This window comes from bacterium (assembly GCA_016699995.1).
Classification (GTDB): domain Bacteria; phylum Patescibacteriota; class Doudnabacteria; order UBA920; family UBA920; genus UBA920.
Genome location: CP064996.1, coordinates 1 through 22,330, shown reverse-complemented (window position 1 = coordinate 22,330; position 22,330 = coordinate 1). Strand labels below are relative to the sequence as shown.

General features: G+C 45.3%; 13 protein-coding genes. All 13 read right to left on the bottom strand.

The window, feature by feature from the left end:
* The 13 genes from IPM19_00065 to IPM19_00005 all read right to left on the bottom strand — a co-directional run bounded on the left by IPM19_00065 (position 1) and on the right by IPM19_00005 (position 22,165).
* A complete protein-coding gene (locus IPM19_00065) occupies positions 1 to 555 on the bottom strand; it encodes a hypothetical protein (protein ID QQS22957.1) in 555 nt (184 codons plus the stop codon).
* Positions 556 to 617: 62 nt separating this feature from the next.
* A complete protein-coding gene (locus IPM19_00060) occupies positions 618 to 6,797 on the bottom strand; it encodes a DUF2341 domain-containing protein (GenBank protein QQS22956.1) in 6,180 nt (2,059 codons plus the stop codon).
* Between the two features lie 231 nt (positions 6,798 to 7,028).
* A complete protein-coding gene (locus tag IPM19_00055) occupies positions 7,029 to 7,469 on the bottom strand; it encodes a hypothetical protein (protein QQS22955.1) in 441 nt (146 codons plus the stop codon).
* A gap of 90 nt (positions 7,470 to 7,559) precedes the next feature.
* Positions 7,560 to 7,865: a hypothetical protein gene (locus tag IPM19_00050; protein ID QQS22954.1), complete on the bottom strand. Its 306-nt coding sequence runs from the start codon at positions 7,863 to 7,865 to the stop codon at positions 7,560 to 7,562.
* Positions 7,813 to 8,253, bottom strand: coding sequence for a hypothetical protein (locus tag IPM19_00045; protein QQS22953.1), 441 nt, complete (start codon positions 8,251 to 8,253; stop codon positions 7,813 to 7,815). Before IPM19_00045 ends, IPM19_00050 begins: the two co-directional genes overlap by 53 nt.
* Positions 8,254 to 8,593: 340 nt before the next feature.
* Positions 8,594 to 9,283, bottom strand: coding sequence for a hypothetical protein (locus IPM19_00040; protein QQS22952.1), 690 nt, complete (start codon positions 9,281 to 9,283; stop codon positions 8,594 to 8,596).
* The gene (locus IPM19_00035) at positions 9,280 to 16,551 is read right to left on the bottom strand and encodes a hypothetical protein (GenBank protein QQS22951.1); all 7,272 of its coding nucleotides are present in this window, start codon (positions 16,549 to 16,551) and stop codon (positions 9,280 to 9,282) included. Before IPM19_00035 ends, IPM19_00040 begins: the two co-directional genes overlap by 4 nt.
* Before the next feature lie 101 nt (positions 16,552 to 16,652).
* Entirely contained in the window at positions 16,653 to 16,853 is a 201-nt protein-coding gene (locus IPM19_00030; protein QQS22950.1) for a helix-turn-helix domain-containing protein, read from the bottom strand.
* 337 nt (positions 16,854 to 17,190) lie between these two features.
* Complete coding sequence (locus IPM19_00025) at positions 17,191 to 18,207, bottom strand: hypothetical protein (GenBank protein QQS22949.1); 1,017 nt, start codon at positions 18,205 to 18,207, stop codon at positions 17,191 to 17,193.
* The gene (locus tag IPM19_00020) at positions 18,197 to 19,015 is read right to left on the bottom strand and encodes a DUF916 domain-containing protein (GenBank protein ID QQS22948.1); all 819 of its coding nucleotides are present in this window, start codon (positions 19,013 to 19,015) and stop codon (positions 18,197 to 18,199) included. Before IPM19_00020 ends, IPM19_00025 begins: the two co-directional genes overlap by 11 nt.
* A gap of 152 nt (positions 19,016 to 19,167) precedes the next feature.
* Complete coding sequence (locus IPM19_00015; GenBank protein ID QQS22947.1) at positions 19,168 to 20,265, bottom strand: hypothetical protein; 1,098 nt, start codon at positions 20,263 to 20,265, stop codon at positions 19,168 to 19,170.
* Positions 20,266 to 20,275: 10 nt separating this feature from the next.
* On the bottom strand, positions 20,276 to 21,322 hold the full coding sequence (locus IPM19_00010) for a hypothetical protein (GenBank protein ID QQS22946.1): 1,047 nt from the start codon (positions 21,320 to 21,322) through the stop codon (positions 20,276 to 20,278).
* 99 nt (positions 21,323 to 21,421) lie between these two features.
* Positions 21,422 to 22,165: a hypothetical protein gene (locus IPM19_00005; GenBank protein ID QQS22945.1), complete on the bottom strand. Its 744-nt coding sequence runs from the start codon at positions 22,163 to 22,165 to the stop codon at positions 21,422 to 21,424.
* Positions 22,166 to 22,330 lie beyond the last annotated feature (165 nt).

Sequence of the window (22,330 nt, the reverse complement as noted above, 5' to 3'; positions counted from 1 at the left end):
TTACTGGCCAGATGCCGGCGTTTGGCCTGCTGAACCATCCGCAGGGGAAGAAGCCGAAGGATCCACCAAAGGCGCCAATTCGATAATCTGATTATCGCTCGGCCGGAACAATATCGCTTTACGCGCTTTATTGTAGATCAAGACCTTATCGCCAAGTTGCGCCTTGGCAAAAAACGGCTGACCTTGGAGCTTGCTTAAATCATTAACCGTGGCAATAGTTGGCTCTTCGTCATCCGGTAAAATTATCAGCTTGCGAACCTGCTCGATTAGTTTTTTATTGTCTTCTTGCAGCTGAGCAGCTGGATCATTCTGAGAACCTGTATCCGCTCCATTTTGCAACTCCTTCAATTGCATCTGAGCTCGGATTAGAAAAAAACCTATAACAGCGACTACAGCGACTGATATGGCAATAATAATCCACATTTTACGATTACTGGGTTTATTTCTGTTTCGGACCACTTCTTCCATTAGATTACCCAACTTATCTCTCGTCGGGCGATGATCAGTCTGGGATACGCGAATTTTAGGTGGTCTGGAGTTATCGGATTCAAACATATCTTTAGTTTAACGTTTAAAAGGTGACCGTTCAAGGGTCACCTTTATTATTTATAATTTATCTAAGGAGAAGCTCCGCCGCCGCCGCCACCTTGGCCAGGTGCAGAGAATGTGACTGAAGGTAAATCGTACCCCTCGCCGCCTGAATTAATAGTCACGGAAGTTACGACTCCGTTGGTTAATACAGCTGTAGCAGATGCGCCGCTACCGCCGCCGCCAATGAAAGTCACTGTGGGAGCCGAAGAGTAGCCTGAGCCACCACAAACTATAGTCACACCAGCAACCCTATCGTTTTCCATGTCTACCGTACCCGTTGCTGTGGTTGTACAACTGCTTCCACCACCACTACCGCCACTACCACCCGAACTACCACTACCGCCACTACCACCACCAGCACCGTTATAGTAAATTCGCACCTCTCCGCGAGCACCTCGAGGATGAATAGAAGGTTCATACCATGTCCAACCGCCGCCACCGCCGCCAATGGCTTCACCCCAACTACCAGCAGGAGGAGATATATCAAACCCAGAACCGGTACCACCCCGGCCGCCTTGTCCAGAACTTGCACCAGCAGTTGTGCCACTACCATTAGCGCCATTTGCAGTACTACTAGCACCTGCACCACCGCCGCCACCAGTACCACCATAACACTGGCCTGTACCACCGTTTCCTCCAGCATACTTAACATCACCAACTCCGGCAGCTGTTGCCCCACCAGTACCACCAGTACATGGCGGACCGCCGCCCCCAAAACCATATACTCCCAAACTACCGCCTTTGGCTAAGACTGTCCCCGTAGAAAGGAACCAAGAGTCACCACCGACTGCCTCGTTGCCGCCAGCACCGACTGTGACCGTATAAGTACTAAACGGAGTTACTGTTATAGAATTTTTTCTGGAATATGCTCCACCGCCTCCGCCGCCGCCACCGTAGTAAGAACCGCCTGCACCGCCGCCCCATACTTCAACATCTACAGATGTGATCCCCACTGGAGCAGTCCATGTTCCAGAAGTTGTAAAGATTTGAGAGGTCGAACTAGAAGCTCCACTTGATCCAGAACCACCACCGCTAGGACCACCAGGATCAACCTGAACAATAAACCCCCAGCAAGTACCATTATTACCTAAGTTGTATAAATCAGGATTGTCCCTTGGAAAAGTATACGTGTCACCTACACAGGCACTATCCTTTACTCTTAAGTATTGAATGTAATTTGTGTCTGTCAAAGTTACATTCCACTGCGAACCAGCTGAAGTACTAGAAAATGTAACGGGTTCTGCTTCAGACCCTACAACTGTTAGCTCAAGCCAAGTATATGTTCGTCCGGCTTGGAATTTAATAGTACTCCCCGGGGTCATCGCTTGGAAGTAACCAAGTGATGTATTTGATGAACCTAAAATCTGTGATGTTTTTGTACTATTTAACGGCTGCATAACAACACTACCCTCATTTGGTGTAAAAGTACCATTGTTTGTGAAGTCCCCACCCAAAATTAATGATTCTGCTGTGATGGAGAAGTTGCCGGCACTGATAGTAAAATTATTATTAACGTACATTTCTCCTGGCATGGTAAAAGTATTACTAGCCCTGTTAACTACTAAATTATAATAAGTTGTAGAAGCTACAGTCGTTCCGGTTGTGGCCGTGGACACATACTCAACAGTACCTGTAGAGGCAATAAAGTTGCCAGAGACTACAAATACCGAAGCTCCATTGCCTGTTAAGGTTAGGGTATTGGAACCATTAACTCCAAAAGTTCTGCCAGAATCTATAGTCAGGCTAGTCATTTTTAAGGGCGACCCCATGGCCACGCTCGTGCCACCATAAACCTCTTCGCTGCCAAAACTATTCATACTACTGTTCGAAGAGTTATATGAAGCCTTCATCCAGTCGGCTGTTCGCACAACATTCGAGACTCTAATTTCGTCCTGAGATCCATTATAATAATACACTCCACCAGTATTCGGCCGATGTCCGATATTGAAATCGAGGTTAGTCTTAGGTGTAAATGCACCGATGTTTCCTGTGTCCAAAGACTGGGCTACCCCGTTATAATACAAGGCAACCGCACCAGTGGATTTATTGTAGGTAAAAGCAACATGTTGCCAAGTACTAAGAGTCAAAGGGGTCCCTGTTGTTTGAAAAGTATGATTAGCTCCATTGGACTCAACAACATTCACATAAATTTTCCCGCTTGATGGATAATTCCACATATGAACACCATACGCGCCACTATTTCCCCATTCTATTAAAGGTCTCATACCAGTCATGTCGGTAGGATTAAACCATCCATCAACAGTAATTCCAGCACCAGAGCTGACATCTAAACTTGAAGTAGCTGGAGCAATTATTTTAGCGGAAGTACCATTAAAACTAGCTCCCCCACCAACTTTTCCAGTTGTTGCTGTTGCTGATGTAATATTTGCATTATTTACACCAGTGGAGTCTAGAGCCCTCAAAGTCGTTCCGTTTGGCAAGTGATAAATTGCTTTATAATTACTATCCCAAACATTTGTAGGCGCTTGAATATCTACAGCCTGGGGGTTATTGTAGTACATGTAAACGTAGTCAGTCGCATTATTGCTCAATGTTGGGATTTTCACCCAAACCAAAGAGGTGCCAGACTCATCCCATTTTTCGATTTCATGATTCAACACAGTACCGTCGGGATCTACAAACCGAATGTCTTCACCGGAGTTTTTGGTTTTAGCGTAATCAATTGTAAGCCCAGTTAAAGAAACCAATACTGGAAAGTTTGTTAAATTACCACTCAAATCAGAGTTATTAAAAGTAATTTTACGGCGACTTAGCCAATTGTAATTACATTGTCCAGCAGAGCACCAGTTATCGGCTGTATTAGAAATTTGCACCGCACCTAGATCTTGCTTTGTATCATTACTATCAGTGATGAGTTGATTACCAGTTCCAGAAAAAACAATTGTACCTGCGCCTTTGGTTACAGTTACGCCGCTAGGAATAACTAAATTACCTTTTATGGTTATGGTCGTAGAGGGCATAGTGTAGGTACCACTACTGATTCCCAAATGCAAAGTGTAATAAGTTGTTGCTCTAACCGTAGCTGTTGCGCCAGTATGCTGAACAGTGCTGGATTCCGAATTAAAGGTTCCCGTAACGGTTAATGGCGTGCCAGTGCCTGATAAAACATAAGTTTTTGCACCTGCGTTATAAGTCTGGCTAGCTGCTATGGTAAGAGTCGAAGTAGTAATACTACCACTACCAGTCGAGCTGATAGTAGTACTACCACTACCATCCCCAAAGGTTAAGGCACTAAACGTCCAGTTAGTGCTACCACCAAAGCCAGTGCCCGAGGTACCGTCTACTAAGAAAGTACCGCTACTCATGTTAATCGTGCCGTTACCTGTTACATCACCGCCATTTACTGTTACGTTTTGGGAGCCAGAAAGCGTTCCCGCAGTCATGGTCAAATCCCCTGCTAAGGTCATGGCGCCACCGCTGGGAGACCAACCACCGCCAGCACCATTGAAAATAACATTATTCAACGAGCTGCCGTTTGTAGCGATGGTTCTGCCTGTAGAAGTTGAGCTGAAAGTTATATTACCACTGTTGTGAGTAAAAGTTCCGGAGTTAGCTAGACTGCCAGCAATTGTAAATGTCGCTCCGCTTGGCGGTGCGACGAGCGTGTTGCCCGCATTAATAGTTAAATTTCCACCTAAAATTAGATAAGAAACGATATTATTATAATTCAACGATGTTCCTGAAACACCAGAAACTGTTAAGTTTCCATTTATGGTCTTATTAGTCGCATTAACCAAAAAAGTTGGGTTAGTTCCCGAGGCAGGAGAGATATCTAAGTTATTATAAGTAATGTTACTATTGACCGTGGCTCCAGTTGTACTACGATAGCTAAAAGTAGAAGTACCCGGTGTATCAATCCCACCGCTAAACGGCGTACCTGAGCCTGTTAGAATCCATGTCTTACTACCAGCATTAAAAGCATGGCTATTGGTTAAAACATTTGTTACTGTGACAGTTCCTGAGCCGGTTGCTACTGTAGTACCTCCCCCACCGCTAAACGTGAGGGCATAGAAACTCAGATTGCCGTTACCGCCAAAGTTTTTAGAAGATGTTGTACTATGAGTAAAGGTAGAGGATCCAGCATATGTCATCGTGCCAGTTACACTCACTACCCCATTAGTAGTGGTACTAGCAGAACTAGATAATGTTCCAGAAGTTACGGTTAAATCATTGGCTACATCAAAAGCAGATCCCATAGAGAAAGTTCCGCTGCCGTTGATGATCAAGTTATAATAACTTTTCGAGCTAGTCATAGCAACGGACGACAATGCAGTTACTCCTGAAGCAGAAGTGTATTCAACAGTACCTGTAGCTTTAGTAAAGGCGCCAGTTGCAGTTAATGGCGTACCAGAGCCAGTTAGGGTCATAGTATAACTACTGACCATATCCAACCCAGCTCCAGTTGTAATCGTCACTGCCGTAAATTTTACTGAGCTGCCCAACCCACAAGATTTTGCTTCCGAACCATTACCGATAGAAATAGTTCCTAAATCACTGTTGGTTGCATTACCAGTGATCGTACAGTTTTGACCTGCTGTGTTAAAAGTTATTGTTCCTGCACCCTTAGTGACAGTTGCACCAGATGTAATAGTAAGATTGCGTTTAATGGTCCACCCACTGGCTGGGAACGTATAGGTGCCAGTACCACCAACCGTTAAAGTATTAAAAGTTGTTGCAGTAACTGTGGCTGTTGAACCTGTGTACTGAACAACGCTGGTAGTGGAAGGATTAAAAGTACCAGAAACAGTTAACGGAGTGCCGGTACCAGACAGTACTATTGTTCCAGATGACGGGCTTAGTGTACCAGTCACATTTAAAACTCCAGAAACCGTTACATTCTGAGCAGTTGTCCCCGCGTTACCACTCACTTTAAGTCCTTTATAAGTAGTATTTAAAAAAGTTTGGTTAAGTCCGGAGTACTCCACGGTGCTGGTGGTACCGTTTAAACTAGTAGTTGTGGTACCAGTACCGCTAATCACCCACGGAGAAGAAGTGCTCATTTTAAGGGTACCCGATTGAGCACCGGTTTGTAAGCTTATGGTGGCAGTATTGCTGGCATGAGCTAAGGTGGTATTAATCCCCCATATATCTGCAGTACCAGACTGTATTTCAAAAGCGGGGTTGTTGTAACTACCGCCATTGGAATAACCATTAAGTGTGACGTAACCAGTAACGTTCAATGCGGTAATCGTAGAGATTAATTTATTTGTCACCGTCGACGAAGGTGTAACGGCAGCACCAATGTAAAGATAGGTGGTCGTCAAAGTTCCGCTTCCAGTAACAGTCCCCTGCGTAGCCGTTCCCGCCGTGCCTGTCATGGTTGTGACACCGGTAACAGTTAAAGTTTGCGAGCTATTAATCGTTAGAGTGGCATTTGTCGCCGCGGCGGCTGTAGTCCCAAAATTTAGACTGGCAACAGTTGTGCTGGCCGTAACTGTAATATTAGCTGTTCCATTAATGATTGCTGTATCCGCAGACCCCGGTACTCCCCCGCCACAGTTAGTCCAAGTACCAGCACTATTCCAGTTACCACTACCACTAGAAATAGATTGACAAGTATTACTAGCGGGAGTGTAATGAACAGTTATAAAAACATCGTCGATGAATGCATCGGAGCCTTCTGTACCCGCCAGCGCATACAATATAATACCAAAACCAGTGTCATTAATCATTCCAGGACTCCAGCTGTTACCCCATAAATCTGAGGAGCTACCATAATACACAGTATCGTCATAATCTTGCCAGTAATTTGAATCGGCATAGTTTGAGCCAACAGGTGATCCTGCATCGAGCATGCTCACATACTGCTCAACTAAATCACCAGCAAACTCGGCTCTTCTTTCGATACCCACTTCGATACCATCAATAGTCGCTCCGGCTGGAATATTAAAACCAAAACCATCTAAATATAAAAAGTAACTGCACCAGTCTGACTTTAAGCTGGAGCTGGCGTATGCATCATCACTACCGCTTGCTTGGTTAATATCACTCCAATCACCGTTATCCCCACATCCAACAATGTTTGTGTAACCATTTGTCGTACTATATGGCCCCTGTGTGTCTGCCGAAGCTTTTCCTGCCAAACTACCAAACGCGAGCAGGCCAACAAATACAAAAACCCCTACAAAGGTTAAGTATTTGTATTTATAAAGCGACTCCAAAATGTTTTTTGGTTTTGTTTGCAAGCTTTTTATATTAAATTGTATTTTTGTTTCAGTCACGTTAGCTTTAGTGCTAACTACAAGTTTTAACTTATAGTTATTATAGCACATTTTAATTATTTTATCAAGGTTATTTCTAACTCTACCTATTCTTCAGTTGAAGGAGGGGTCTCGCCATCACTATCGCCTGTTCCCTCTCCAGTTACCTCATCACCAGAACCAGGACTAAAATCACCAGCAATATCACCAGAACCATCACCCTCTACTAACTGGAGCGTCTAAGCTCATAAAGGTAGTAGCATTGCGTACAGCTAAGGCAGTCCAGCTAAACTTCACGTCGGTAGTGGCTGGTTTGTTTAATACAATAGTGAAGCCATATTTACTCTTATTAGTAACAGCGTAAGTCACGCCTTCCGCTAAGAAAGCTTGGGCACTAGCTACTTGAGCAGCTTGCATTGCAGCTATAGTTGCTTCGTCTAAACCACTTAGATCTGCATCCTGCTCGAAGCTAAAGGAAGCATTCACAATCGGTTGAGCAAGATATTCGCGAGTAAACTTAACTTCAACCACTTGGACCCCTGCCTTTACTACAGCAAAGCCTGCGGTATCGGAAGTGAAATATGGGGTACCGAAGAATTCTACATCACCTGTGAAGCTCAGGAGTCCTCCGACCGAGCCGATTGAGTCTACTAGCAACCCCCCATTGAAGATGGCCACCGGATGAGACTGCCAAGCCTACCTCTGCTGTTGCAGAAGATAAGAAGTCTGTCCTCAAAGTTTGAGTAGTTACGCTTGGGTTACCACTTCGGCGCCCGCAATCACTATATCGGTGCGGATTTGAGAAATATTATTTTCGTCTAAGCTGGCTAGCTGGCTAAGCAGGTGTTCTAAGATTTGTACTGAAGTTTGAGCTGCGCTTTGAACTTGATCTGTGTCGGTAATCAAACACCAAGCCAGTAATTCTTCGCTAATAGATGCACCACTATAGTTGGCTGCCTTCACGAAGAACGTTACATTTCCAACTTGGCCAAAGCCCCCTTCATAATTTTCTAAAGCCTGACCGATCACCGGCCCAGCTTTTATAGCTTTCATGGCCGCACCAGGCGTAGAAGAAGCTGTTAAGAAGTCTCCTGGCATAATAGGACCATTTTCTGTGTTTACCTTTAACCGGGACGCGACCAGACAAAGCAATTGGTCTTGGATTTTCGGATGGAGCAAAGATTTCATCACCATATGCTACTGCTGGAGCTGTAGAAACTACACCCATCAAAGTAGATTGGTAAGCCTTAGAGGATCGAGCGACCCATGCTTTAGAAGTATGATAACCGTCTAAGTGAATCTGTTCGGCAGCCTTCCCTACTACTACTAGTTCTCCAGCAGTTAGAGTAGGGTCTTCGCTGCCAAAATATTCAGCTACGTCCGAAGGAGCGCCGCTACAGTCTACAATTTCGTCGTTATTAGTTCTGGCCAGTATTAGCATGACACAACCCGTTGGTCGTTTGGGTGCCTGGTGAGAGAGATGAACAAGCTGCCATCTGCCTCGAAGTGAGCTTTAACCGTGTCGGCGCCTTGGCCATTTGCTGTAGTTCGGATTCGATAGCGAATACAGTCTGGGTTACAGTGCTTTCTTACCAGCATTCTTTAGGTTAATAAAGTTGCCAGATGCAAACGAACCACCAGTATTGCCCAAATCCATAAGCAAAGCATTGCCTGTGTACGCAGACGTTTCTTGATAGATATAAACCATATCCGCACTTGTCGCGTCGTTAGTATAAGCACGAATGGCATTACCACGAGTTTTGGTAGTAGAATCGGTGCCGTTATCTAGGTCGGCAAAAATAGCAGCTGGCGAGGCTTGCGCTGCAGCCTGTGAAGTAGTGGTAGCCTGAATACCAAAGGTATAACCAGAAGCTGGCGATACCGGTATTGGCACCATTAACGTTAGTACCAGAAAATGCTTGTACTTCTAAACCTCGGACGTTTTGACCACTGTCTAACGAGGTGTTGTCGATCATACGAATGAATTGACCAACATGAGTTCCGGCGGTACTACTACTAATAGTGCTGATGGAACGGTTACCGTACTGGAAGCCAGACCCAGTGCTGTTGTTCATAGTGTGTTCGGTAAAGATGCCGGCAATGGCGCCTGCGCCCGAAGTAGTCACCGTACCCACTACGTGAAGCTTGGCGTCTGGGGTAGTCTCCCCGATTCCTACATTGCCATTAGCAAATACAGCCGCATAGTTATTTGTAGCTCCGGGAAGCTGTGGCATAAATACCATAGTTTGTGTCTGCGGTCCCACTTGCGGTGAAGTGGCCGCCGTAATGAGACGTACCACCTGTTGTTGTAAGATTACCGGTTGCAGAGCAGAAACTCCATAAGCGGTGTTAAACAGTGATGCGTGACCTGCTGACGAAGTAGTATTGTTCAACAGAGCGCCATAGCTATACATGTCGAACAGGCTGGTGATACTGGTTATGGTCGGCGCTCCGCTTACAGTAGCGTTCAAGCCTGCAGATATGGAGTAAATACCCGTCTTCCTGCGGCATCATTAATGGTCGGAGCTGCAACCACTTGGCTATATATGCCGTTTGTATTTAACCACACGTCACCAGAAGAGTCACTGCCGATAGTAACATTGGAAGTGTTTACAGTTTGAGAAAGACCATACACATCGAGCATCCCTTGGTTAATGGTTCCGGACACTGTAGCGGTTGGAGTTAAGGTACTATTAAAGGCCGTGACAATACCTTGGTCGGCATCAAGCGTGCCTCTGTTTACCGTATTGACGATTTTAATGGAATCAGAGTCTTCGGCAGCGTCATTTGCATGCACAATGTCAATAATCCTTGAGTTGTCGTTGGTTGTGTTGCCTGACAACGCAAACAAGTAGTCAGAAACCGGAGCTTGCTGCGAGCCAATCTGTCCCGAAGAATTAATCTGGAACAAATCTCCGGAACCTACTGTAAACAGAGAATTTGGTGTGGTATCACCAATACCGACGTTGCCACCGTTTGTAATTAACGCGTAGTTAGCAGTAGTGCCATTGGTAGCAGAAAGCTGCAGCGCCACATTAGTTGAGGTTGTGCCGGCATGAGCATTAGAAATTTGTGCGCCGTAAGTCGTGATGCCGCTAGTAGCATTGGTGCCCTGCAGAGAAATGTTCAAGCCAGTCTGACTAGCAGCAGCGGCAGTGCCATTAGATTGAAGATCCAACAGCTTCCCAGAAGTTAGGCCGGACGATGCAATATAAGCAGCGGTTCCTGATGTAACGGAGTTGGCATTTAGCGCTATTGCGGAAGATGTCGTTGTTTGGGTTGTGTTCGTAGTCGTGACGCGAAGGTTTCCATTATATATACGCTGATCACCGACTAGTAATAATTGGTCGGTGAATCCAACATTAGAATTGGCTCCCACCAATACCTGACCTGTCACAAATGCGGCTGCATAGTTATCTGTTGCGCCAGATGCATATACTCGAATTCCATAATTAGCGGTCCCAGCGCCACTAGTAGTAAATTGACTACCGAAGTTAAAATCTCCACCGCTTGCGTCAAACAAAGCACCATAGTTATTAGAGGTGGTTCCAGTATGAGTGTTCGAGAATCTTGCTCCTGCTGTAAGCTGTCCGGAGTTTGAATTAGCCCCGCTAGTGGAAACGTTTAAGACTGTCTGAGTGCTTGATGCGGCGGCTGTACCTGTTACAGCCAAATTGACTAGCGACCCGGAAGAAAGCGAGCTAGAAGAAAGGTTCATGCCGACACCGGTAGTCAATGAGTTAGCGACTAAAGACAAACCAGAGGAAGTTCCTGTTCCTGTAGTTACACCAGAAGTGATCTGTACAGAACCAGTAGAAGCAGGAGCTAAGGTAATGTTGCCAGAAGTATTCGTTGCAAGGGCAAGGTTGGCTGATGTTGAAGAAAGAGTTAAGCCAGCAGCACCAGTAATTGCTGTGCCTACTCCTGTAATGTTGTTTGAATTCATGGCAAGAGCAGTTGATGAGAAGTTGTATTCATCAGTACCGTTAACTGCAATGTTAAAGGTTTTTCCTGTAAGAACATTGGCTGTTAGGTCGCCTGAGTTGTCTTGGAATAACGCTACTACTGTTCCTGCTGGAGCAGATCCTGCTGCTGTTCTAAATTCAATGTTCAAAGCGTCTTGTAATGCATAACCATCAGCATCTACATTCGAAGTCCAGGGAGTTAATGCACCACCACAAGCTGCTGCAGATAGCACGCCGGAGTTATCAGTTCTTACACACTGCGTTCCCCCGCCGCCAAGACCAGACAATGTGATGGTACCAGAAGATGTGATTCCAGTTGCTGCAGCAATTGCACCGGAAGAGTTTACCTGAAAAGCATCGCCGCTACCAACGGTCAGCAACGACGCCGGAGTGGTATCACCAATACCTACATTGCCACCGTTGGTGATAATGGCGTAATTATTATCCGCACCGCTTGCTGCTACATGCAACCCATATGTTGTGGATGCGCCAGCAGTGTCTCCTGTAACAATGACGCGAGAGCCATAAGTATCAACCGTACCAACATTGGTACGACCTGTATTACTAGCTGTAATGTAATCTCCGTAAACTGTATAGGTGCCTGTCGCCGTATCCGCACCAGTTTTGTCTACAGCAGTACTGCTGCCATATAGAGTTTGGCCAACTCCTCCCCCAGTTACAACCGCACTGGAGAAAACATTATTTTGCAAACCGTAGCTAGCATTAAGAGAGCCTGTCGCAGTTTGAGTCATTGAAATCTTTGCAGCAGGGACAAAGTCCGAATTGGAAGTTACTACCATGTTCAAAGCACCCGCTGTTCCCGATGCGGTACTATTTGTTATAGATACATTATTAGCACCAGTTGGGCTAAATGTACCTGTGGTGAATGACCCACCAGCCGTACATGCAAAAGCTCCAGTCGAATTCGTCACGGTACAACCAGTAGAACCACTACCGCCTCCTAACAAAATATTGCCTGTAGAAATCCCCCCGACTCTTACCTCTCCACTTCCTTTACCATCTATAGTCATGAATTCATTAGTACCGGAAGAAATTGTAGCCAAAGCAATACCGCTACCAGCAGCTGCAGAGGTGACCTTCAAGCCGGTTACAGAACTCGCAGTATTAGTGTCCACCTGCAATGCGTAATCTGCTCCGCTGCGGGCAACTGTTAACGCAGTTGCAGACTGGACGGTGAAGCTGTTAGCCATGGTAAAGGCATTAGCCTGGTTCTCATAAGCAACATTTGTTAATGTTCCGGCGGTATTGATATCAGCGCCATTAAACTGCAATGCAGTAGTGGCATTGATTGTCGGCGAAGTCACACTTGTGCCAACGGTAATGGCAGCAGAGAAGGAAGGAGCACCGCCATTGGCTACTAAGACAGTGTTAGCACCGCCTTGAGCAGTAGCTTGAATGGCAGAAGTGCCGTTGCCGTAAAGAACACCGTTGGTTGTTAGAGTAGCTGCCCCAGTTCCGCCAAGAGCTACACCTAGCTGAGCATTAACAGACCAGGTACCAGAAGAGATAGAAGGAACTCCTGTCGAGGCAGAAGTGTTAATGCCAGTACCGCCATACTGAGCGCCGATAGCTGTGCCATTCCAGGTACCAGTGGTAACTACGCCTGTATTAGGGGTAATAACTAGACCATTAAAGCCAGTAGCCCCAGTAATAGCTCCTGCTCCGGTGATATCAATAGATGAAGAGTTAAGGATATTGCCAAGAGTACCGGTGATTAAGATACCATCGGTAATAGTTCCAGCTGTTTCTGCAATCTGGATAGCATTGGTCATGGTGCCTGCACCGGTTTGCTCGATGAGAAGACCGTTGGTGGCAGTGCCTGTAGCAATGGAGTTAAAGATTCTTTGAGCGCTTGTTGCTGCTGTATCCTGGTTTTCGATAGTAAAGGATGTAGGAGTAGCTACATCAGCTAAGGTAATAGCTACGTTGCGAGCTGTTGTTGTAGTAATAGTATTACCACTTGTTGCATCGTAGGCATCTTGCAGAGTAATGGAAGTGTCTGTGTTAAAAGCAGTACAGGTGTTAGTGGTGTCAGCAAGCTGAGAGATTGCACTTCCTGCACTACATGCTGCTGGATAGTTGTTTAGAGCATTCCAGTGAACAGAAGAAGATGAATCGATTGTTAGAGTGTCGGCTACATAGGTATCAGCGATTGCTGTCCCCTGCCAGGTGCCGGTAGTAATGACACCGGTGTTGGCTGTGATTTGTAGACCGTTGATGGTTCCAGCGTTAACAATAGTATTGCTGTTCATGTCCAAGCTGGTAGAGGAGAAATTGTATTCATCAGCACCATTGACTTGAATGTTAGTGGTCTTACCGGTTAGAGAGTTAATGTTAAGGTCACCGGTGTTGTCAGAGAAGATTGCCACAACTGAACCTGCAGGAGCGCCGGTTGTTCCTTGGAACTCTAAGTTAGAGAGATCACGAAGGTCGTAACCATCGGCATCTGTGTCAGATGTCCAAAGAGAGTATGCAGTCGAACAAGTTGTTACCCCAAGCACACCAGAGTTGTCTACATTAACACACTGTGTGCCGCCGCCGCCAAGGCCAGAGAATGTGATAGTACCAGAAGATGTGATGCCGGTTGCAGCTGCAATAGCACCAGAAGAGTTGACTTGGAACAAGTCACCAGAACCTACAGTCAAAAGAGAAGCAGGAGAAGTATCGCCTATGCCTACATTTCCTGATGACGGGTTAATAGCCCTAACTTGCAAATCTCTATATGTTCCAGCGGTTCCGTTATTGATTTCAACGACACCAGCCGCGTTTCTACTTAACGCAGTGTCTACGGTCGCGTCTGCCGCGCTTGTCCCCCATCCATATCGACCTGCTTGGCTAATTGCTAAATGCCCAGTTGCTCTAGTGAGAGACATTCTCATATTACCGCCATCATAAAAGTTAAACAGCCATGTTCTGGAAGCAGAAGCGCCACTAAAGAGTACATTGTTGTCAAAGTAACGTGTAGTGTCGGATACATCAACAATCCCTGTAATACCTACATTGCCTACTACATCCAATAACGCACTTGTATGTGGGGATGCAGTTCCAATTCCGACTTTACCTGCGCTAGTATCAACGACCAGATCATCAGTATTAACTGCAAAATCCCCTGTTGTAGACAGAGAAATGTTCACGCCAGATCCTGCTGCAGGGGTAATACCTAAAGCACCAGAAGAAGTAATAATAGATGGGGTTGTCACGGCAGTAGTTGCTACTAGTGATGGCGAAGTAACACTAGTCCCAACAGTAATAGCAGCAGAGAAGGAAGGAGCACCGCCATTGGCAACTAAGACGGTGTTAGCTCCGCCTTGAGCAGTAGCTTGAATGGCAGAAGTGCCGTTGCCGTAAAGAACACCGTTGGTTGTTAGGGTAGCTGCTCCAGTTCCGCCAAGAGCTACACCTAGCTGAGCATTAACAGACCATGTACCAGAAGAGATAGAAGGAACTCCTGTCGAGGCAGAAGTGTTAATGCCAGTACCGCCATACTGAGCGCCGATGGCAGTAGCGTTCCAGGTACCAGTGGTAACTACGCCTGTATTCGGAGTAATAACTAGACCATTAAAGCCAGTAGCCCCAGTAATAGCTCCTGCACCAGTAATGTCGATGGAGCTTGAGTTTAAGATATTGCCAAGAGTACCGGTAATTAAGATACCATCGGTAATAGTTCCAGCTGTTTCTGCGATCTGGATAGCATTGGTCATGGTGCCTGCACCGGTTTGTTCGATGAGAAGTCCGTTGGTAGCAGTGCCTGTTGCAATGGAGTTAAAGATACGCTGAGCAGAAGTTGCTGCTGTATCCTGGTTTTCGATAGTAAAGGATGTAGGAGTAGCTACATCTGCTAAGGTAATAGCTACGTTGCGAGCAGTGGTGGTGGTAATAGTATTACCACTTGTTGCATCGTAGGCATCTTGCAGAGTAATGGAAGTGTCTGTGTTAAAAGCAGTACAGGTGTTAGTGGTGTCAGCAAGCTGAGAGATGGCACTTCCTGCACTACATGCTGCTGGATAGTTGTTTAGAGCATTCCAGTGAACAGAAGAAGATGAGTCAATTGTTAGGGTGTCTGCTACATAGGTGTCAGCTACCGCTGTTCCCTGCCAAGTACCGGTAGTAATGACACCGGTGTTAGCTGTGATCTGCAAGCCATTGATCGTACCAGCATTAGTGATGGTATTACTATTCATGTTCAAAGTAGTAGATGAGAAGTTGTATTCATCTGTACCGTTAACTTGGATATTTGTAGATTTGCCGGTTAAGGAGTTGATGTTCAAGTCCCCTGTGTTGTCTGAGAAAATGGCTACTACACTGCCCGCTGGAGCGCCGGTTGTTCCTTGGAACTCTAAGTTAGAGAGATCACGAAGGTCATAACCGTCTGCGTCGGTATCGGATGTCCAAAGAGAGTAGGCTGTACTACATGTAGTTACGCCTAATACGCCAGAGTTGTCTACATTAACACACTGTGTGCCGCCGCCAGCTAAACTAGACAAAGTAATGGTGCCAGTATTATTTATTACTAATCTGTTTGTTCCTGCGATCTTAAAGGCTATAAATCCACCAGAAGCAATATTGTTAAATCTAAATTCTCCAGGGCTGCCGTTATTATAGCCAGTGAATACAGCAACACTACCGCTGTTATCAATATACTCAACACCTGAAAAACCAGAGCCATTTAAGTTCTGTACACCAAAACCAGCACCAAGATTATTAGCCATAGCCTTAACGGCATCATTTGCAGTAGTACCTGATTGGTATGTTGTAAAACCTTGTGTGCCGCTGTTTACGGAAAAAGCAATTCCGGGTGCACCAGTAGAACCGGAAGCAAATTGATTTTGCAGAGTGAACACATTAGCCTGATTCTCATAAGCTACGTTGGTTAATGTGCCGGCTGTGTTAATGTCTGTGCCATTGAGCTGGATAGCAGATGTGCCGTTGATGGTCGAACCTTGAACAATGGCGCTACATGTAAAATTACCATTGCTGTTGGTGACGGTACAGCCGGTAGAACCGCTACCCCCAGCGAACAGCACGTCTCCAGTCGCAGTATTATTTATCGAGACTGTGCCACTGCCTTTTGCATCAATAGAAATATTTTCGTTTGTACCGGAGGATATTGTCGCTAGAGCCAAACCATTGCCAGCTGCTGCAGATGTAACTTTCAAACCAGTCACAGAACTGGCGGTGTTTGTATCAACTTGCAATGCGTAATCTGTACCGCTACGCGCAACAGTTAAGGCTATTGAGGATTGCCCAGGAATCACATTAACACGACCATCGCCACTCACTCCATTTGCAACAAATGAGTAAGCGGAAGACACTAGCTGTTTGCGAGGTGACATTTCTCCATCCCCTTCTACGTTGATTGTTAAATACAAACTGCCAGTAGTAAAGTCTACAGAAGTTAATGGCTCACACTCTCCCAGCTTGGCGTTAAACACGCCGTTGGTAACAGTTAGCTCCGGACACTGAGCGGGAGAGCCGTCCCAGGTTTCCGTCCATAACGGCGAGCCGCCACTGCTGGCCGCGTACAATTTAAACTCAACTGTATAACTGCCATTAGCGACGTTATTGCCATTAGACACAGCGGTCAGCTTTCCCTGGAAGTTGATAATCTTAGGGATTGCAGCTTCTGCTGTATTCTGATTTCCAGTAAACAAACTCAAAGCGATTGCGTATGCGCATACCAAAACGACCGCAAAGAGAGTCTTTCCGATATGCAGGTACGCAATCATTGATTTGAATTTTTGTTTACTGAACATGAATTGTTATTTTGTTTCGAACGTGTGGCACCCACACTTTTTGATGGCAGTATGGTTGCCGGATAGCTATTTAGCTCCCTAAAAACACAAAAACACCGGTCTTATGCTAGTGACGGTGCGGAGAGCTGACACATTTGCCAAATGAGCTGTTTTGGGTAGCGACGATCGCGGCGGCTGCCAATGCGCACGGCAGTGATCTTGCCTTCCTTTTCCCAGTTGCGGAGGGTGTTAGGATGAACATTAATCAAGCTCGCAGCTTGTTTGATCGTTAGCAACCCATTATCTTCGGAATTGTATGTCATATTATTGGTCGTCCGTTAGTTATAAAAAGTAACAGACTTTGGTTTTAATTTTTGTTTTCGACTTTCTTTATGCACTTGTCGGCGTAAAAAAAGTGTATTGGCCCAAATATGATTCGAACCTGCACAAATGGCAGGTTCGTTTCTAGTATTGAGTTGTATTTTTGTTTCGACTTTAGTGAAGGAGAGATATATTTTTCTCAACCTTTCTTATAACTAGTATAGCAAAAAATTTGCCTTTTGTCAACACAATTTAACATAACTTAACAACAAAAATTGCCAAATTGCAAAAAAAACCGCCAGTATTTTGACGGTGTTTTTGTTATAAGTTTTATTATAATTACCGCTGGTAATCCCTGCGACGACTGCGCTTCCAGTACATGTAAATGACGAACAGGAGAAGCAATAATGAGAGCAAGAAGAGAACGATCACTGCCAGTATAACTACCAATAACTGCCATGGTATTACCCAGAAAGATGTAGACTGAGCGTATGATCGGCTGGAGTCGTTATTAACGGTCACCTGCAGATCGGCCGAGTATCTGCCTAAAGCGAAATTGTCCCATTGATATTTTACAGCTTCACCAAAATTCTTGAACTCCGGGTAAACAGCCTTTTCGTAGTTGGTCTCTACATCCTCTCCGCCAGCTGTAATCCAAGCGACCTCGTATTTACGGACACTCTCTGGCAATGCGTTTCCCTTGCCTTGGTTAGCAGCAATGATTTTCGTGAGACCACCAAAGGTGTTGCGAATTGTAATATCCCCTACTGGGAGAGCTCGATCTTTTCCATCATTTTGAAATCGATAGTAAAACTCGATCGGCAAGTGATTAAAGATTTTCTTCTTGTCTTTAGTATTAAATTCTAATATTGTCTCACCTTCTTCAAAAAGTCCATTAACCCGGAACAGAACTAAAGTTCCTACATCACTCCTTAAAGCTACATCGCCTGCACCAGGATCAGGAGGGAGGACAGAAGCAAAAATCGCTGCGTAGTATCCTCCGGGATCGGCGCCAACAGGAACATTAACCGTAAATGTAATTTCACGCGACTCCTTAGAAGGAACTGCGACTGTAGGCTGCATGCTTATCCAAGACACGATTCCATCTTTGCCTTCTACAAACAAAGGCTCACCGCTTTCATCCTTATTTTCAAATTTCGCAGCAGTTAAGTAAAAGGTTCTTGCAACTGTATCGTCGTTGTAAACTTTGATGATACCTGTTGTTTCTTTTCCTGGATCAGCCGCCAATTCTATTCTGACAGGCGACATGGTAACCGCTCTGGCTAGACTCTGAGGGATAAGACCGAGCATCAAACCCGCTAATACCGCAAACACAGCTAGATTCTTAGTTTTCATTCCTAGAACGCTTAATAATGTAATTATTATACTTACGTAAACCTATATTTACTATTATACCTAAAATAACCAAGCTCAGCACCCCTAAAATTAGACCCTTCACTGGGAAAACCCAAAAAGCCGTGGTAGCCCTGAGTTCGATTTTCGGATTCCCATAATACAAAACCATCTCTGCGGTATAACGCCCAAAGCCAAACCGAACTGGCCACTCCTGGATATACTCCCTAGTGCTTTGGGGTAAGATTACATGAGCGTTTTTATTCACGGGAACATCTACAATATGCTTTCCCCACATATTGCGTATCACTATGTCGCCTTTAGCTTTGGAATGAACATTGCCGACGTTGCTCAAATTAGCCACGAACTCTACCGGACCGGTTAAATAGAGATTTTTATTTGTATAAAATTTAGACAGTGCAATCTGCTCCTGGGACTTCCCCAACCTCACCAGAATTATACTCCCTGCTTTGTGCTCCACAGCAGATCCCGAAACATTCAAATCCCCTGCCAACTGCCCAAATAAGATTCCTCCATAATGAGTGCCTGGTTCTGCATCCTCTGGAACCGTGATTGTAAAGACCACTTTAGTGGTACCCTTTGCCGGAATTGTAAACTCGGGCTGCTGGGTTACTGATACCCAGCTGCTAAGCGAAAACCTGGGATCGCTTTCTTCGTCACTATCTAGAAATATTGGCTGCCCCGTATTCTCTTTTGGCACAAAGTCATTAATACTGACGTCGAAAGTTAAGTTACTGTCTGTAGTGTTGGATAAATTGATGGTCTGGGTATGCGATTGGCCAGGCTGCATATCGACTTCTATTAAAAAAGGATCTATTCGCAATCCCTGAACTTCGAGCAATGATCCAGATTGCGCCCAAACTGAATTTAAAAAAATACTAGGCAATGACAAAACCATCGTAAGGGAAAATATTATAAAGGCTAGTAAATATCTCTTCATGATTAAAATTGGGCAGTTGTAATATATGTGACAATATTCTGATAATTGCCGGATGGCTGAATATTGCCAATTTCTAATTTAAAAATTACATAATTAGTTTCACTGGTGACCGGGCCGGCACTGCATGCCACCTCCTCTGGAGACGTTGTAAGGGCAGCATACGTGTTGGTAGTAACAAAACGGCCGGAAGTTCCTGTACATAATGTGTCGTCGCTGGCATGATAGCCAAATGCACCAGTTGTTACGCTTCCCGGCCAGGCCGCTGGAGATGCATTAGTGCCAGAAACTGCTGAGATATCCAACCCTGAGCCAGTGCGTAAATGGCCATCCTGCAATAGAGTCGTCGCATACCCGGCGGTTGCATTAGTGGTTACAGTGATTCCGTGTGCGGCAATCTTTGGAACATTTACCGATAAAGAACCATAGGCAATGGCATTAGTAGTGGAATCTGTATCGACGCTAATGCTATCGACGGTATCTGGTGCACCTACAGCCAAAAAAGTAATACTAAGGTTAGGCCCTGCTGTAGTTGCGCTGGCAGTTTGAGAATAACCAGTTTCGGTATCGCCGGCATCGCTCCCAGAACCATAGCTGGCTTTAACTTTAATTTTGTACGTTAAACCTGGAGTAAGCCCAACAACAGTTTCTCCACTGCCACCTCCCCAGCTGGTATAGGTCTGCCATGCTTCATTTGGCCCGACAGTGTCGTCGGCCTGAATAAAATTCGTTGTCGCAAAGTCATCGGTAGAAATAGCAATTGCATACATTGTATCCGATTGCTGGCCAACTCCGGTGGAGACAACAAAATCTAAACTGTCATACATGGTGCCTCCGGTATTAACTAAAGTAGGCGTACCTGGTACACCCGGGTAAGCTGGACGGATAAATCCGGCAAATATATTAAAATTTGTCGAGTTGCTGCCTTCGCTGGATAAGTCTCCAATCGACTCCCGAGAAGTGTAATTAGTTGAGCTGCTACTTTCTCCACCCCCGTCAAAAGTACCACCTTCGACTTGGTAGTTGGTACTATTCATGTTTTGCGCCAGCGCCAAGGTGGGCAGGAACAAAATCATCAGGATTGCAATTAAATTGGCTTTCATATTGTAAGTCTTAACGCCTCTGTGCGTTTTGTAGCTGTCTTTGAGCCTTTTTTATAATGTACCGGTTATATCGCTTCAAAATGAATCGTAAAATAAACAGAACCACCAACAAAGCAGGTATTGCAACCGTTAATAGCTGCCATGGGATCACGTAGAAGACAAACTTTTCACTATCGCTTTTAAGCCCCTGAGAACCGAATGCCACCCCTAACTCTGCCTTGTATCTACCCATTACAAAATTTCTGGCTTGGTAATTCACAGAGTCCCAATACGGCAGGGGTTCGCTCTTAGGAGGATCAATGACCGGCTCTTGCCTCTGCTCTCCAGTTCTCTCAGTCCAAGTAGAGAAAAATTTTCTTACGCTCTTAGGAAGCACACTGCCATCAACTGTGTTGGCACTAAGTATTTTGGTTTTGCCACCAAATATATTAGTGATTACAATATCGCCTTGCGGCTTAACGTGATCATCTCCTGTATTTTGAAAACGGTAATAAAATTGAACAGGCAAACCAGTAAAAAACCTCTTCTTATCAACGGTTGCAAATTCCAGTATGTTAGCATCAGATACAAAATCGCCGTTGACGCGCAGCAAAATCAAAGTACCCAGCTTAGCGCTAATCCCTAAAGACCCATTTTCGGCGATATCAGGCGGTTCGGTTAAAAAAAAGATCGCTGCATAGTGCCCGCCTGGGTCTGCGGCCTCCGGGATAGAAACCTGCATTGGCAAATCAATACTTTGCCCTGGTCCTAGAGTTACCGACAACGGTGCATTGATCCAGGTCGAAAGCCCTTCTCTTCGGGTATTAAAACTAGGATTCCCCGTTTCATCCTGGGCATTAAAATTTTCCGTACGTAAATAAAAAGTCTTCGACTGGCGTTCTTCGTTAGTGATTTTTAATAAAGTGAGTAAAGTCTGGCCAGGGTCGCCATTTAGCTCCAATCGAGGGGTAACTGTGAGGGCTTGTGCAAAAGTTGGAGAAAATAAAAAACCCATAACCACCAGACCAATTGGCAACAATAAAATCGAAGTTTTCCATCTATTACATAGGGTTTTCATTGATTTATTATATCACAATGATAACAAAAGCCCCTATCAAAGGGGCTTAAATATGGGTAAATTTGATCTTCGGATCCTTGCCAGAAGAGTGTGGCCAGTTTAGAAAGTACCAGTAGCTATGTAGGTTAGAGTGGTTGAATAAGCTCCAGCCTCTGTATCTCCAGCGATGTTCGCAAGATACGAAACGCTAAAGGTTTCTGTGGCTGTAGGGGTAGTCTCGGAAGCGATAGTTGTAGTTGTAGAGGCTACGAATGCGAAGTCTGCCGTAGAATCTCTTTGGTAACCCGAGGCGATTGTAGCGTTGCCGCTAGTAGAAATAGATAACCCAAATTGCTCTGTGCCAGGGGTTCCGTCGCTGTCATTAGTAACAGATGCTACGTTAATAGTTCCGCCAGAAGAAGTCAAGGTGGCTCCGTTATAGGTCAAAGCATATCCGCTTGCGGCATTAGTCGCAATCGTTAAGACGTTAGCTGCAGTTGGAGTAGTACCTGAGGCGTTTGTACCAGTGGCATCGGCAGTAGCCCATCTTCCTGTAGAAGAAGACAGTGTTCCAAACCCTACAGCATTATCGTCGATAGTAAAAGTTATTGTCGGATCAACCGTAGCGGTAATCGTAACTTGATCGTTGCTGATGATATCTAAAGAAATTGTACCGGTATCACCAAAGCCGCCGGAAAACACTATGGTATCATCATCATCTAAGCCGCCGTTCTGAACGGTGTTGGCAGCACCAGTACCACCGCTAGTAGCTACAGTACCCATCCGAATTCGGTAGCACAAGCCACCAGAGTGAGTATCATCAGTCTCAGGCGAAAAAGTTACTACATCACCGGTTACATCCACACCCCATTCAGTAGCGCTGGCAGTAAGGGCTAAGGTTTCTTCTGTAAAAGATGCTGTAGTACAGTTGCCGCTGTTACCAACAGCGAAGTCAAAGTTCGCGGCAGCTTCTGCAGCTAGGGTAAAGTCGGCACTAAAAGTAAGTACAATAGTATCACCAGGAACTTG

Coding starts and splice junctions, on each gene's coding strand:
- IPM19_00025 (QQS22949.1), bottom strand. CDS start 18,207: ATGAAAACTAAGAATCTAGCTGTGTTTGCGGTATTAGCGGGTTTGATG.
- IPM19_00035 (QQS22951.1), bottom strand. CDS start 16,551: ATGTTCAGTAAACAAAAATTCAAATCAATGATTGCGTACCTGCATATC.
- IPM19_00020 (QQS22948.1), bottom strand. CDS start 19,015: ATGCAGCCTGGCCAATCGCATACCCAGACCATCAATTTATCCAACACT.
- IPM19_00045 (QQS22953.1), bottom strand. CDS start 8,253: ATGCTAATACTGGCCAGAACTAATAACGACGAAATTGTAGACTGTAGC.
- IPM19_00050 (QQS22954.1), bottom strand. CDS start 7,865: ATGAAAGCTATAAAAGCTGGGCCGGTGATCGGTCAGGCTTTAGAAAAT.
- IPM19_00010 (QQS22946.1), bottom strand. CDS start 21,322: ATGAAAACCCTATGTAATAGATGGAAAACTTCGATTTTATTGTTGCCA.
- IPM19_00065 (QQS22957.1), bottom strand. CDS start 555: ATGTTTGAATCCGATAACTCCAGACCACCTAAAATTCGCGTATCCCAG.
- IPM19_00015 (QQS22947.1), bottom strand. CDS start 20,265: ATGAAAGCCAATTTAATTGCAATCCTGATGATTTTGTTCCTGCCCACC.
- IPM19_00030 (QQS22950.1), bottom strand. CDS start 16,853: ATGACATACAATTCCGAAGATAATGGGTTGCTAACGATCAAACAAGCT.